The organism is Shinella sp. WSC3-e, assembly GCF_945994535.1.
Classification (GTDB): Bacteria; Pseudomonadota; Alphaproteobacteria; order Rhizobiales; family Rhizobiaceae; genus Shinella; species Shinella yambaruensis.
In genome coordinates this window covers 378948-392812 of sequence record NZ_OZ000530.1, presented here as the reverse complement: position 1 = coordinate 392812, position 13865 = coordinate 378948, and the positions used below count along the sequence as shown (strand labels likewise).

At 63.5% G+C, this 13865-nt stretch carries 11 protein-coding genes; 3 read left to right on the top strand and 8 right to left on the bottom strand.

What is annotated here, in order from left to right:
- Positions 1 to 41: 41 nt before the first annotated feature.
- Genes AABF56_RS01950 through AABF56_RS01940 form a run of 3 tightly spaced genes read left to right on the top strand, consistent with a single transcriptional unit; the run spans position 42 to position 3246 of the window.
- Entirely contained in the window at positions 42 to 1211 is a 1170-nt protein-coding gene (locus AABF56_RS01950) for a mandelate racemase/muconate lactonizing enzyme family protein (RefSeq protein WP_272804723.1), read from the top strand.
- 33 nt (positions 1212 to 1244) lie between these two features.
- Positions 1245 to 2237, top strand: coding sequence for an NAD(P)-dependent oxidoreductase (locus tag AABF56_RS01945; RefSeq protein ID WP_272804722.1), 993 nt, complete (start codon positions 1245 to 1247; stop codon positions 2235 to 2237).
- Positions 2238 to 2283: 46 nt separating this feature from the next.
- Complete coding sequence (locus AABF56_RS01940) at positions 2284 to 3246, top strand: hydroxymethylglutaryl-CoA lyase (protein WP_272804721.1); 963 nt, start codon at positions 2284 to 2286, stop codon at positions 3244 to 3246.
- A 15-nt stretch (positions 3247 to 3261) separates the two neighbouring features.
- Here the strand turns inward: AABF56_RS01940 and AABF56_RS01935 are convergent, their stop codons facing one another.
- The 8 genes from AABF56_RS01935 to AABF56_RS01900 all read right to left on the bottom strand — a co-directional run bounded on the left by AABF56_RS01935 (position 3262) and on the right by AABF56_RS01900 (position 13861).
- Positions 3262 to 4164: a LysR family transcriptional regulator gene (locus AABF56_RS01935; protein ID WP_272804720.1), complete on the bottom strand. Its 903-nt coding sequence runs from the start codon at positions 4162 to 4164 to the stop codon at positions 3262 to 3264.
- A 130-nt stretch (positions 4165 to 4294) separates the two neighbouring features.
- Complete coding sequence (locus AABF56_RS01930) at positions 4295 to 5542, bottom strand: MFS transporter (protein WP_272804719.1); 1248 nt, start codon at positions 5540 to 5542, stop codon at positions 4295 to 4297.
- 27 nt (positions 5543 to 5569) lie between these two features.
- Positions 5570 to 7312, bottom strand: coding sequence for an ABC transporter permease (locus AABF56_RS01925; protein ID WP_272804718.1), 1743 nt, complete (start codon positions 7310 to 7312; stop codon positions 5570 to 5572).
- 171 nt (positions 7313 to 7483) lie between these two features.
- On the bottom strand, positions 7484 to 8608 hold the full coding sequence (locus AABF56_RS01920) for an ABC transporter substrate-binding protein (RefSeq protein ID WP_272804717.1): 1125 nt from the start codon (positions 8606 to 8608) through the stop codon (positions 7484 to 7486).
- A 31-nt stretch (positions 8609 to 8639) separates the two neighbouring features.
- A complete protein-coding gene (locus AABF56_RS01915; protein ID WP_272804716.1) occupies positions 8640 to 9758 on the bottom strand; it encodes an ABC transporter ATP-binding protein in 1119 nt (372 codons plus the stop codon).
- 68 nt (positions 9759 to 9826) lie between these two features.
- Entirely contained in the window at positions 9827 to 10747 is a 921-nt protein-coding gene (locus tag AABF56_RS01910) for an HpcH/HpaI aldolase/citrate lyase family protein (protein WP_272804715.1), read from the bottom strand.
- On the bottom strand, positions 10744 to 11922 hold the full coding sequence (locus AABF56_RS01905) for a CaiB/BaiF CoA transferase family protein (RefSeq protein WP_272804714.1): 1179 nt from the start codon (positions 11920 to 11922) through the stop codon (positions 10744 to 10746). Before AABF56_RS01905 ends, AABF56_RS01910 begins: the two co-directional genes overlap by 4 nt.
- A gap of 673 nt (positions 11923 to 12595) precedes the next feature.
- On the bottom strand, positions 12596 to 13861 hold the full coding sequence (locus tag AABF56_RS01900) for an MFS transporter (RefSeq protein WP_272804713.1): 1266 nt from the start codon (positions 13859 to 13861) through the stop codon (positions 12596 to 12598).
- Between the last annotated feature and the right edge of the window lie 4 nt (positions 13862 to 13865).

Here is a 13865-nt window from a genome sequence, read left to right as displayed (position 1 = left end):
GTATCAAACGTCGGCGCTGCGTTTTTCAGGGAAGAGAAAACATGAAAATCAAAGACATATCTTCGATCACCGTCGATAATTTCCGCACCAACTGGGTTTTCGTCGTCGTGACGCTGGAGGATGGCACGCGCGGTTATGGAGAATCGACGCTGATCGGCACGGAAACGGCTGTCGCCGCCATCATCGCCCTATGGAGCGAACGGCTCATCGGACAGTCGGTCCTCGACGCCGCGGTCATCCAGGCAAACCTGCAACGGGAAAGCTACTGGCTGACGGGACCGGTCATGTCGGCTGCCCTTAGCGCACTCGATATCGCCATATGGGATGCGAAGGCGCGAGCGCTCGACGTCCCGCTCTATGCCCTTCTCGGCGGGCGCGTCAGAAGCCGCATCCCCGTCTATGCGAACGGCTGGTATGTCGGCGCGAAAACACCGGCCGAGTTTGCCGCAAAGGCCGTCTCGATCGTCGATCGCGGCTTCCGCGCCCTCAAGTGGGACCCTTTCGGCAAGGCCTACCAGACGATGAACCGCGGGGATATCAACGCCTCGATGGAATATGTCGCTGCGGTTCGTGCCGCCGTCGGGCCGGATATCGACCTGATGATCGAGGGGCATGGCCGTTTCAACGTCAATACCGCAATCGAGATCGGCCGCGCGCTGGAGGAATTCAGGGTCAGCTGGTTCGAGGAGCCGATACCGCCCGGCCGGCCGTTCGAGATGGCCGAGGTGCGCCGAGCGGTCAATGTTCCGATTGCCGCCGGCGAACGGTGCTACTCGCGGTTCGACGTCGCCAGTCTCGTGCAGGCGCGAGCCGTCGACGTCCTGCAGCCCGATATCGTCCATATCGGCGGATTCAGCGAGATGGTGCTCGTCAACGGACTGGCCGACAGCCTCAGCCTGCCGATGGTCCCGCACAATCCCAACGGCCCCGTCTGCCATGCCGCATCCATGCACATGGCGATGGCCTGGGACGCGATGGGCTCCCTGGAGATCATGGTGACGGACGTGCCATGGCGCCGCCGCATCGCCGACGAGGGCTGCACGTTCCGCGACGGCTGCCTCGAACTGTCGGACCGGCCCGGGCTCGGTCTGAACCTCGATCTCGACGAGGCGAGAAAGTTCCCTTACCAGCCGCATGCGCTGCGCCATTTTTCCGGCACGCTCACCAATATCCGTCCCTCGGACGCGGAGGCTTGGTATGACGCCGCGTGACGCAAGGATGCCGCCGTTCCGGAGCCGTGCATGATGAGCGGGATCACAGTCGGCCTGTTGATGCCGCACAATCCGGAGGTCCAGACCATCATCGCGGCGGCGACGCCGCAAACATGGACGCTGGTTTCGAGCGACGGGGCGGCCGGAAGCGGCCGCTTCCATGAAAGCGCTCCCCTCTTCGACTACCTGATCGTCTATGGCGAGAAGCTCGACAAGGCGCTTTTCGAGCGTGCTACCCGCCTGCGGATGATCCAGAAGTTCGGCGTCGGTTCCGATGACATCGATACGGCGGCCTGCGCCGCGCGGGGCATCGCACTGGCCGTATGCACGGTCGGAAGCGACAGCGCCGTCGCCGAACACGCCATCGCGCTGATCCTCGCGGCCCTCAAGCGCATTCCCGATCTCGATCACGGCGTGCGCCGCGAACGGGCGTGGCCGCGCTGGGAATATCGAGGCCGGATCCGCCAGCTGGCGGGAAGCACCGTGGGCGTCGTCGGCTACGGCGGCATAGGCCGGGCGACAGCATGGCGGCTGAGAACGCTCGGCGCCCATGTCCTGGTGCACACGCGGCGCGAGGTCGACCTTGCCGCGGACGCGTTCGACAGTTCCGCCTGCGAATTCGGATCGCTGCGCCATACGCCGCATGTCGAGAGGCTGTTCGACGAGGCCTCGATCGTGAGCCTTCACTGCCCGCTCACCCCCCAGACCCGGGGCATGGTGACGGAAGACCTCCTGAACCGGCTCGGCCCGGAGGGGATTCTCATCAACACCGCGCGCGGCGCCGTCGTCGACGAGGACGCGCTGACGCGCGCCCTTGCCGAAGGGCGGCTCGGCTTTGCCGCGCTCGATGTCCTTGCCGCCGAGCCGCCGCCGGCGTCCCTGCCCCTCCTGTCGCTGTCCAACGTGATTGTGACGCCCCATGTGGGCGGCGGCGGCCTCGATGTGATCCGGGCGAAGGCGGCATTCGTGGTGGCCAATATCGAGGATCATCGCGCCGGGCGCCCTGTCCGGACGCAGATTTTATAAAACCGTACACGGCCGGCCGGGCCAGCCCGTGAAGATGGAGAGACCCATGACGCTTCCCAGCTCGGTGGTGATTTCGGAAGAAGGCCCGCGCGAGGGCTTCCAGATCGAGCCCGGCCCCATCGCGGCCGCCGACAAGATCGCGCTGATCGATGCCCTCGGCCGGACGGGGCTGAAATACATACAGGCCGTTTCCTTCGTCAATCCGAAGCGCGTGCCCGGCATGGCCGATGCCGAGGAGGTGGTCGGCGGGATGACCCTTACCCCTGGCGTCGAGTATTCGTCGATCTGGTTCAACGAGATCGGCCTGCTGCGCGCCTGGGCGCTGCGCGACCGGCTGACGATCGCAGGCAAGATCCGCGCCTATCCTTCCGATGCCTTCCTGAAGAAGAACCTCAATCGCTCGCATGAAGAGCATCTGGAATATACGCGCTATGAAATAGGCCGCTACAAGGACATGGGGATACCGGTCAGCGAGGCATCGGTCACCGCTGCCTTCGGCTGCAACTTCGCCGGAGAGATTCCGGTCGAAAGGGTTCTTTCAGAAATCGGCGCCCTCAAGGCGCTGATCGTCGAGCACGATCTGCCGATCAATGTCGTCTCGCTTGCCGACACCATGGCCTGGGCGACGCCCAACACGATCAAGCGCGTCGTCGGCGCCGTTCAGGACCGTTTTCCCGAATTCGATGTCAGCCTCCACCTGCACGATACGCGCGGCATGGCCATCGCCAATGCCTTTGCGGGGCTGCAAATGGGTGTCGTCTATTTCGACGCGGCCGTCGGCGGGCTCGGCGGCTGCCCCTTCGCGGCCCATCGCGGCGCGGCCGGCAATATCAGCACGGAGGACCTGGTCTTCATGTGCCACGAAATGGGGATCGAGACCGGGATCGACCTCGACGCCCTGATCGAATGCGCCTTGCTGGCGGAACGGATCGTCGGCCATCCCCTGCCCGGACAGGTGATGCGGGGCGGTACGCTGGCAAAGTTCCGCGAAGGCGCCCGGTCGAGATAGCCTTCTTATGCTTGCCTACGACAGGCCGGCACAGGCCTGTCTGTCGGCAAACTCATGAAGCTCCTTGATGAGCGCCGCGGTCAACCGGGAAATCGACGGCATTTTCCGATAGATCACCAGCGGCGTGATCGAGACCGCCGGGCGGAACGGGCGCACGACGACGTCCGGCAGAACATGGGAAAGGTGCAGCAGCGGCGGAACGATCGCCGTGCCCATTCCGCCATGCACCAATGACAGGGCGACGATGGAATGATCGCATTCCACATCGATGGTCTTGCCGGGAAGCACGGTCCGGAACAAGCTGCGGACCGCGCCGCCCGGAGGGGTCGTCCGGTGAAACGATATGATCCTTTCGTCTTCCAGATCGGCGGCATGAATTTCTGACTTCATCGCCAGCGGGTTGTCGGCTTTCATCAGGCAGATGAGATCCATGGCGCACAGATCCTCAGCGACGATCGAAGGATCCTTGACCGGGCCGTAGAGGATACCGACATCAGCCTGGTGCAGGGAGACGCGCGTGGTGACCTGGGTCGTCGTCAGGACCTTCACCGACAATTCGACGCGCGGCCGGTCCTTCATGAAATGGGCGACGGGCAAGGGCAGGAACGTGGCGGCCAGATTGGGCGTCGCGGCGATCTGCATGCGGCCCGACAGGCTGTCGCGGAAATCGAGAGCCGCCTGCCTGACCTTGCTGATGTTGTCGAAGATGGTCTCGGCGATGACGAAGAGATGGTTGGCCTCTTCCGTCGGATGGATTCTGCCGCTGCGCCTGATGAACAGCTTCATGCGCAGCTGGTCTTCCGTGTGGCGCAGGATGCGGCTCACCGCCGGCTGCGATATGCCCAGCATCTGCGCGGCGCCGGTGACGCTGCCGGTGCGCATGATTGCCCAGAAGACCTCAAGCTGCCGTATGTTCATCGTTCCTCCCGAACGGGTCGAGCCGTCGTTTTCCATGAGCCCGCCCCGTTTTCGCACGGATGGAAGCCGCTGTATTCCCGCAAATCGCTTGTGCCCGCAAACGGACCCCCGTCTCGCTCTCCTCGTGCGACTACGCTCCGCCCTCCTCTTCCAGCGACGCAATGATGTGTTCGCGCTGGGGAAACGCCCAGCAACAGCCCCCCAGCAACAGCGCGGCCCCGGCGACGACCGGCCACCGCAATCCGAATTGCGCGGACGCCAGGCCCATGCCGAGCGCTCCCAGCGCCGGACCGCCACGGAAAATCAGGCCATAGATGGCGAGCACCCGACCGCGCATTTCCGCTTTGACGGAAAGCTGTATCGCGGTCTGGGCCGAGATCGACGCGCGGGCCATGCCAAAGCCCGCCACCACCAGTGCGGGCACGGCGATCCAGAGCGAGGACGTCGAGACGAAGACGAGGATGGCAATCGCAAGCAGCGCGGCGCTGGCGACGATCATGCCGACGAGCGCGCGCGGGGAGGCCTGGGCGTTGATGCTGAGGCCTGCGAGCATCGCCCCCACCCCCATGGACGCGGTCAGGATCGCCAGGCTCGTCGATCCCGATCGGAAGACATCGGCAGCAAAACCCGGCAGGAGCTCGACGATCGGCCGGCCGCCGACGCTGACCGCGATCAGTGTCACCAGCAGCACCCGCAGACCGGCATTGGTGACGAGATACCGCAGCCCCTCCGCCATTCGCTGCATGAAATTGCCGGACCGGGCGGCCGGCAGATTATCGGACACGATATCCAGTTTCGACAGGATGACCAGGAACGCGATGAACGACACGGCATTGGAGGCGAACACGATCGAGGGGCCGGACCAGTACAGCAGCAGGCCGGCGACTGCCGGGCCGATGAACCGGGCGAGGTTGAAGACGATGGAATTGATGGCGACCGCAACCGGAATGTCGGCCCGCGGGACAAGGGAGGGAACAAGGGCAAGCCGCGCCGGCTGGTCGAAGGCCGATACCGTTCCGAGGAACAGCGTCAGCGCGAACAGCAGCCAGATATTGATGACGCCCGTCACGGTCGCACCGAAGAGCAGCAATGCATGCGCCATGGCCGCCCTCTGCGTGACATTCAGAATGCGCAGGCGATCCCTTCTGTCCGCCAGCGTGCCGGCAAAGGGCGCCGCCACGACGGTCGGAAACAGGTCCGAGAATGCTATCAGCCCCAGCCAGACACCCGATCCCGTCAGCTCCCAGGCAAGCCATCCGACGGTCAGGCGCTGCATCCAGGTTCCGACGAGCGATATCGCGTTGCCGGTCGCATAGAGCCGGTAGTTGGGATGCCGGAGCGCGGAAAGGATCGCAGAAAGGCTGGAGCGCACGGTCATCGCCCGCCGCCGCTCTGGAGAAAGACCTTAGCCACCGAATTTCACCCCGAAGAGCGAGCGTGCGCCATATATGAAGAACATCGTGAGGATGATCTGCACAGTGGAGAGCATCGCGACCATTCCCATGTTGCCGTTTGCCCAATACAGCAGCAACGAGGCCCCCAGCACCTCGTTGCCCGGCGTGAACAGAAAGACGGCGGTCGTATATTCCTTCAGGCAGAAGACGAAGATCAGGGCGAAGCTGGAGAACATGGCCGGCTTCATCAGCGGCAGGACGATCGTCCTCGTCGTGCGCCACCAGTCCGCGCCGATCACCCGGGCGCTGCTGTCGAGCTCCTTGCCGATCTGCATGAGGCTTGGCGACAGGGCCCCGAAGGCGAGCGGAATGAAGCGCATGATATAGGCCAGCATCAGGATCCAGATGGTGCTGCGCAGCCAGCCCATCGGCGGGATGATCACCATGGCATAGAAGAACCCCATGCTGGCCACGAGCCCCGGAATGGCGCGCGGCAACAGCGCCACATATTCGAAGCTCCGGTGGAAGCGGAACTGCGAACGGTGAACCACGACGGTAATCATGGCGACGAAGAACGTCCCGATCGCCGCCCCGAGTGCGGCGATGACGAGCGTGTTGACGATGGCCCGGATGTTGGATTCGTACGAGAAGGCCGCGACGATGTGCCTCGACGTGAAATAATGCCAGAAAGGCGCGAGCGGCGTAAGGACAGACACGCTCGCCCGAAGGAACAGGATGCCGAGCGGGACGCCGATGAAAATCACCGCATAGGTAAAAAGCAGCAGGAATGCCGGCCAGCGGAACAGGCCGAGTTCCACGGTGCGCCGCCGGCTGGCCTTACCGCCGACGGTGACGAAGCGGCGCGAATTGCGCAGCATCCGCCGCTGCAATGTCAGAAGCAGGAAGATGACGACGATGAGGAACAGCGCCGCCGTCGAAACGATGCCGTAGTCCGGCCGCGCCGCGGCGAAGCCCTGGGTATAGAGCAGCGTCGCGAAGAGGTTGATGCCGGCCGGCTCGCCGAAGACGAGCGGAATGGCCAGCATTTCCAGCGCGCCGGTGAAATTCAGGATGATGCTGTAGAAGATCGCCGGCAACAGCAACGGCAGGGTGACCGCCCAGAGCGTGCGGAACGGACCGGACCCGCAGGTCCGTGCGGCATCCTCGAGCGTCGCCTCGGAGAGCGCCGTCGACGCCGAGCAGTAGAGGAAGGTCAGCGGCGCGATCGAGACGCCGGCGATGAGCGACATACCGCCGAGCGAATAGAGGTTCCACGGCTCGACGCCGAGAACGGACTTTATCATCAGCGTGATGTATCCGGCCGGGCCGTAGACGATGAACCAGCCGAAGGCCATGACGAGATGCGAAATGAAGATCGGCCAGAGCAGTAGCCCGCTCAGGAACCGTCGCCCCGGCATGTTCGTCCGCCCGATCAGGATCGCGGCGATGACGCCGATCGACGTGCCGATAAGGGTGGACAGCAGCGCGAAAACGAGAGTGTTCCAGATAGCTTCCAGGAACACCGGGGACGAAAGAAGCCGGATATAGTTGTCGAGCGTGTATTGCTGGCCGGTGTCATAGAGGGGCCGGTCGACAAAGGACTGGTAGATGATCGGCGAAATCGGCCCCAGGACGAGGACGATCGTGAAGGCGTAAAGTGCATATTGGATCAGTGTGGACCGGTCGATCCCGAAGGAGCGCGGCCGGAACGATGCGTTTGCCTGATCGGTGGTCCCGTCTGCGAACTGCGCCATGTGCAGGAATCCTCAATTTCCGCCGCTGAACTGCGAAGAAGCCCAGCGGAAACAGAGTGTCGGTAAAGGGGGAGTACCGGCCACGCCGGAGGTCCTCGTCGAGGCGGACGCTCCGGGCTGTCAGGCCCGGAGCATCGCGCTTTTCGCAGCTGGCCGGCAACGGAATGCCGGTCAGGCGATGCCGTTGGCCGCCTTCCACTTCGCGACGAACGTCTCGTATTGCTTCGGCATCTCGGGATCGTAACCGATGGGCAGGACGTTCGCCTCGCCGACCTGCTCGACGAACGAGGACCGGATGTCCGCACCGTCGAGCTCCTCCTGCCGGATGTCCATCCGCGCCGGTAGCTTGCCCGCGCTCGCATAGGCGATCTGGCCGTCGCGCGAGAGCAGGTAGTCCAGCATGAGCCGCGCGGCGTTCGGGCTCTTGCCGCTCTTCGTGATGCCAAGGCCGCGGACCGAAATCGGGCAGCCGTCGAGCGTATAGGAAATGCCCAGGATATCCGCCACGGAAGGGTCCTGGACGGCCACGCGCGCGCTCTGGTTGGCGGCGAGATAGGCGAGCGCATATTCCCCCGACAGGGTCTTCTCGATCATCGTGCCCATCGAGCGTTCATAGCGGGTCTGCGGTCCGACGACGCCATACCAGTCCCAGATCTTGTCGCCGTGGTGCTTTGCCAGCGTATAGTGCACGCTGTAGCCGAAGCCGGTGAGGTGCGCGCCGTAGCTGGTCAGCTTTCCGTTGAAGATCTCCGGATGGCTGCGCACGACCTCGACCATGTCCTCGAAGCGGGTCGGGCGCAGGTTTTCGGGCACCACCAGGCTGTTCCACATGAAGACCACCGGGTCGCCGCCGCCGGTGTAAAGGCCCGGATGGGGCGACGATGCGTGGTCCGCATAGGCCGGGGTTTCCGGCGATGCGTAGTCGAGCACCTCGTTGCGCGTAATCAGGTTGAGCCAGGCATCCGGAGCGGCGGCGAAGATGAGGCTCGCCGTCGGGCTGCCCGTGCCGACCTCGTTGAGATAGCGCTCGATGACGCCGTAGTTGTCGCCTTCGAGATAATCGACGGAGAGCCAGGGATAGAGTTTCTTGAACCCGTCGAAGAGCCGCGTCATCTGGGCCGGCGCGACACCGCCGTACATCAGCAGGTTGGGCTCCGAACGGGACGCCTCGACGATTTCCTGATAGCTCGCGGGATAACCGTTCGGCAGGGCCGCCTGGGCCCTCAGGATCGACGGGAACATGCCCGCCAGTGCACCGGCACCGGTCAGCGCCAGGAATTGTCTTCTTTCAAACATTGTGGTTCCTCCCTTGTTTTCATTTATACTGTCAGGCCGCCTCCTCGACCGCGGCCGCTTTGCCCGATGGCGCCGGTGCGTCGAAGAGGACGCAGGCTTCGGCGGGAATGTGGATGCTGGCGACCTGCGTGCCGGGCTCCCACTCGCATTCGATCCTCAGCGCGACATCCCCCAGCCGCGCCAGCACCATGTGACGTGCGCCCAGGAACGAGCGCGCCTCGATGTCGACCTCGAAGACATTTTCCGCCCCGGCCCGGGCGGCGTCCCGGGCAAACAGGATCTTCTCGGGCCGCACCGCGATCATCACCCTGCCCGACGTGCCCTCCGGCGGCGGCGAGGGTGTGACAAGCGTTCGCCCGCCATCGAGTTGCAGCCGCGTCGTCCCCTGCTCCACATGCAGGATCTCGCCGCTGAAAATGTTCGCGCTGCCGATGAAGTCGGCGACGAAGGGGCTTGCCGGCGCATGGTAGATGGCCGCCGGGCTGGCGAGCTGGACGATCCTGCCGCCGCTCATGACGGCGATCCGGTCGCTCAGCGCCAGCGCCTCGGTCTGGTCATGCGTCACGTAGACCGTGGTGACGCTGATCCGGCTTTGGATGTCACGCAGCCAGAGACGCGCCCGCTCGCGCAGTTTCGCATCGAGATTCGAAAGCGGCTCGTCCAGCAGCAGCAGGCGTGGCCGGTAGACGAGGGTGCGGGCGAGAGCGACGCGCTGTTGCTGCCCGCCGGACAGGGCGAACGGGTAGCGGTCGGCGTAGTCGCCCATCTCGACGAGATCGAGCACTTCCTCGATGCGCCGGTTGCGCTCTGCGGCGGGCACCTTGCGCAAGGAGAGCGGGAATTCCAGGTTCTTGCGAACGGTCATGTGCGGCCATAGCGCATAGGACTGGAAGACAAGCCCGATGTCGCGCCCTTCCGGCGGCACGAAAGTCGCGCTCGCACCGTCGAAGAAGACGTGGTCTCCAAGCGTTATCCTTCCGCCGTCAGGGCGGTCGAGGCCGGCGATGGCCCCGAGCGTGGTCGACTTTCCGCAACCGCTCGGCCCCAGCAGGGTCAGGAACTCGCCCTCCTCGACGGCCAGATCGATATTATCGACGGCGCGCACGGTCCCGAAGGTCTTCGTGAGTCGCTCGATTTTCAGCTGGACCATCGTCCACTCCACTCTCTAACTCGCCGGAAATCTCCAGCCAGCGTGCTGCCCGCAAGGCAGCCGCGGCATCATGCGGTCTTTGCAAGGGCCGCGATCGCGGCATGGTCCGCAAGCAGTCGCTCGGCGCGAAAGGCGACGGGATAGTCGACCATCTTGCCCTCGAAGCTCACGGACGCGGTTCCCGCCTCTATGCCGTCGCGAAAGGCCTGGACGAGCCTTTCGGCCCGCTCCACATCCGCCGGCGAGGGCGAAAACTCCTCGTTGAGGATCGGCACGATGGCCGGGTGGATGCAGGAGGCGCCCTGGAACCCGAAGCGCCGCGACTGGCGGACGACGTCCCTGGTGGCATCGAGATTGGTGAAGTCGGCGCCGGAGCTGATCAGCCCGATCGGGCTGACGCCGGCGGCCCTCGCCGCGATGACAGCCTGCTGCTTGGGATAAAGCAGCGTGTCCACCGAAGGCTCGACGCCGATGGCGAGGCTGAAATCCTCCCCGCCGAGGCCGAAGAACGCGACGCGGGGATCGGCGGCGGCGATCTCGTGCATGTGAAAGAAGGCGTCGGCCGTCTCGACCCGCACGCCGAGCGCGATGGAGCCGGGTGCAAATCCCCGCTCGAGCTCCAGCGAAAGCATGATCTCCGAGATTGCCCGGACGTGGTCGGCAGACCGGCATTTCGGCAGAATTACCCCAGCGAGGGCCGGAACGACGACCGCTTCGAGGTCATGCACGGTAAGCCGCGGCGAACTGTTGATCCGCACCAGGAGATTGCGCACCCCGTTGGCCGCAAGCCTTTCGAGCCCCGCCGGCGCTTTGCGCCGGGCCGCCGCCTTTTCAGAATCGGCGATGCTGTCTTCTAGGTCGAGAACGATGCCGTCGGCGCCCCGGGTATGCGCCTTGTCGATATACCGGTCGTTAATGGCGGGCACGAACAGCAGCGAGCGAAGCACGGACCCCAGCCGCGAGGGTGCGGGAGCGTTGAGCGTGGTCATGAAATGATCCCCTCCTCGCGCAATGCGCTGCGCGCCGTTTCGTCAAAACCCAGTTCTTCCAGGATTTCCGAATTGTGTTCGCCAAGCTTGGGTGCGGGACGATAGAAATCGCCCGGCGTCTTGGAGAAGCGCGGGAAGATGTTGTGCATGGGAAGCGAGCCGAGCTCCTCGTCCGGCACCTCCACCAGGATTTCGCGCTCGATGAAGTGCGGATCCTCGACGATCTGGCTGATGTTGTAGACCGGCCCGACGGTGATTTCATGCTTGCGGAAAAAGGCGAGGTTCTCGTCGAGGGTCCGCTCCCGGATCCATCCGCCGACGATCGCATCGACCTCATGGCGGTGCTTGAAGCGCTCCGTGTTGGTGCTGTATCGGGGGTCGCTCAGCATGTCCTCGCGCCCGATCGCCCGGAACAGACGCGCGACCATGGTGGGCATGGAGGCGGACATGGCCACCCACCGATCGTCGCTGGTCTTGTAGACGTTGCGCGGGGAAGACGTGCTGGATGCGCTCCCGACCCGCTTCTTCACGGTCCCGGTCAATCTGTAGCGCGAAGCCTCCGGGCCGAGGATGGCATACATCGGCTCGAGCAGGGACAGGTCGATCACCTGGCCGGAACCACCTTTCACGTCCCGATGATAGAGAGCCATCATCATGGCCATGGCGCCGGTCAGGCCCGTCACGTTGTCGGCAAGCGCCAAGGGCGGAAGCACGGGTTCGCGATCCTCGAAGCCGGACCGTTCGGCATAGCCGGACATCGCCTCGACGAGAGTTCCAAACCCGCCATAGGAGCGATACGGGCCGGTCTGGCCGAAGCCCGATATGCGCAGCACAACAAGGCGCGGATTGCGCTCCAGCAGCAGGTCGGGGTGCAGCCCCATCTTCTCCAGAGTGCCTGGCCGGAAGTTCTCGACCAGGCCGTCCGCCGTCTCAACAAGCTTGAACAATATCTCCCTGCCGCATTCGCTGCGCAGATCGAGCGTGAGACTCCGCTTGTTGCGGCTGTATTCCTTCCAGTGAAGCGCTACACCCGCTCCATGCCACTTCCGGAAAGGATCTCCATCCCTCGTATTCTCTATCTTTATTACATCCGCACCAAAATCCGCCATTTTTAAAGTTATGAAGTTTCCGGCAACAAGTCTTGATAGGTCAACTATCCTGACTCCCTCAAGCATACCCGAGCTCTTACCGGAGAATTCTCTTCTACAGAACTCCACATGCCCCTCCCGAAACAATTATCCTTTATTTATAGCTATAGGACAGCTATTTTCGTCGTTTCATTCTAGGTTGGCACCGGAAGGCTTCAAATGAAATATAATGGGTTCGGGTATAATCTGGTGTTATGAGGCCCCCCTGTCCGCCGACACAAGGAGGCCCGGCATCCCTTGCGCCTTGAAACAGCGCGCCGGACATCTACACGAACACAGACGGGATGATCGCTACTCTATCTGGGCTGTCTCAAGGAGCGGCACTGCAGGTAGTCGTCGATCCGAAATAGGCAGGACGTGTCGTAAGCCACGAGACGAGCAAAGCTCTTGAAGGGGCACGAGCCTGAGCCCCGCCAGAACGCGGGCCGTTATCGAGGGATGTCAATAACATCCTGTAATTTGACTAGATCAAAGTCGCCGGAAGTATGCACGGCTACGTGACGACGTTCATCGACAGATCATGGACGGAGATGTTCATCGGCTTTCGGGCAGGCGACCGAAGTTGCTCACCGTGTCGTACAACAACGGACGATGCAATAACCAAAATGCGTTCTGTCTGATCGGGACTGCCTTGTTGGGGACCGACGCCCCAACGAGCTCTTGCAGCAGTTCGAAAAGTCAGGGCGATCATCGCGTTGGGCTAGAGATGATCCCCGTGACCACCATGTTCGCCCGACGCGCCCCTCGCTGGAGAATGCCGCTTGGAAAAGGAAGGTGCGGTTGGCGCAAGTGCTGCCGCTGCAGGGATGAACAGGCACGCCAGACCGACGCAGATGAGCAACACGTCTCGGCCAAGGACGGTCGCGAGCGGTGCGATCAGCGCCAAGCCTAACGGCGCGAGGCCATAAGAAAAAAGGAAGTCGATCGACGACACCCGCGACAGTCGGTTCGGCGGTATTTCGTTCTGGACGGACGTGAACCATGGCACGTTGAAGATCTCGATACCGACACCCGCCACGAAATAGGCGAGGATCGGGATGATCCTGATGTCAGCGAACAGCAAGCTGAAGGGGACGAGCCCGTATAGTGCGAGTCCAGCCAAGGCCACCCATCCTCGACGGCGAGGGTGCCATCGTGCCATAAGCAGGGCGCCGGCGAGGGCGCCGACCATGTAGGCGGTGGCCGTGCTCGTCATAAGTGCCGCGCTGCCGAACGCTTCCTGACTTATGCCCGGCAGCAACACCGAGGTGACAGAGTACCCTGCCGCAACGGTTACCGTGAGCGACAAAAGACCGGCCATGAACCAGGGATGACCACGCGCCTCCCGCGCGCCCTCACAAAAATCCCGGACCAACCGCCCGAAGGTGAGCCCCTCGCCGCGGGGCAATCCTGTAGACCTGCCTGTCACATTCGGGGGCATCAGCGCACTTGCCAGCCAAAGAAGCGCGATAACACCAAAGGCAGCGACCGTTCCGCTCCAGAGCGCGACGAAGCTGATGGTCGCTGGACCAAGAATGCTTGTCACACGCACCGCGATGCTCATGACGGCGTTGGCAGCCTGAAGTCGGTCTGATTTGGCGATCTCCGGGATGATCGCCTGGTAGGCGGGTCGGCACGCCCCTTGCCCGACCCCGATCACAGACGCTCCTGCCAAAAGCAACAGAAGACCGCTGACCCCATGCGCATAGAGGCCTGCGATCATGATCGGGATGCTGCCGGCGGCGACCACCCCCGATACAAATATAATCTGTCTTGGACCTCTTTCATCGGAGAGGACACCTGCGATAGGGACAGCGACAAGAAAGCCAATCGTGCGCGCCGCCAGAGCAAGGCCAAGGTCAGCGGCGGACAATCGGCCATCGAGCACGGCCAGTCCGAGAACGAACGGCAGGGCCCACGTGGCAAGACCGGAGGCGGTGCTGCCCAGCCAGACGCGCACGAAGGGCGGCGAGAAGAGTGCCTTCATGCCG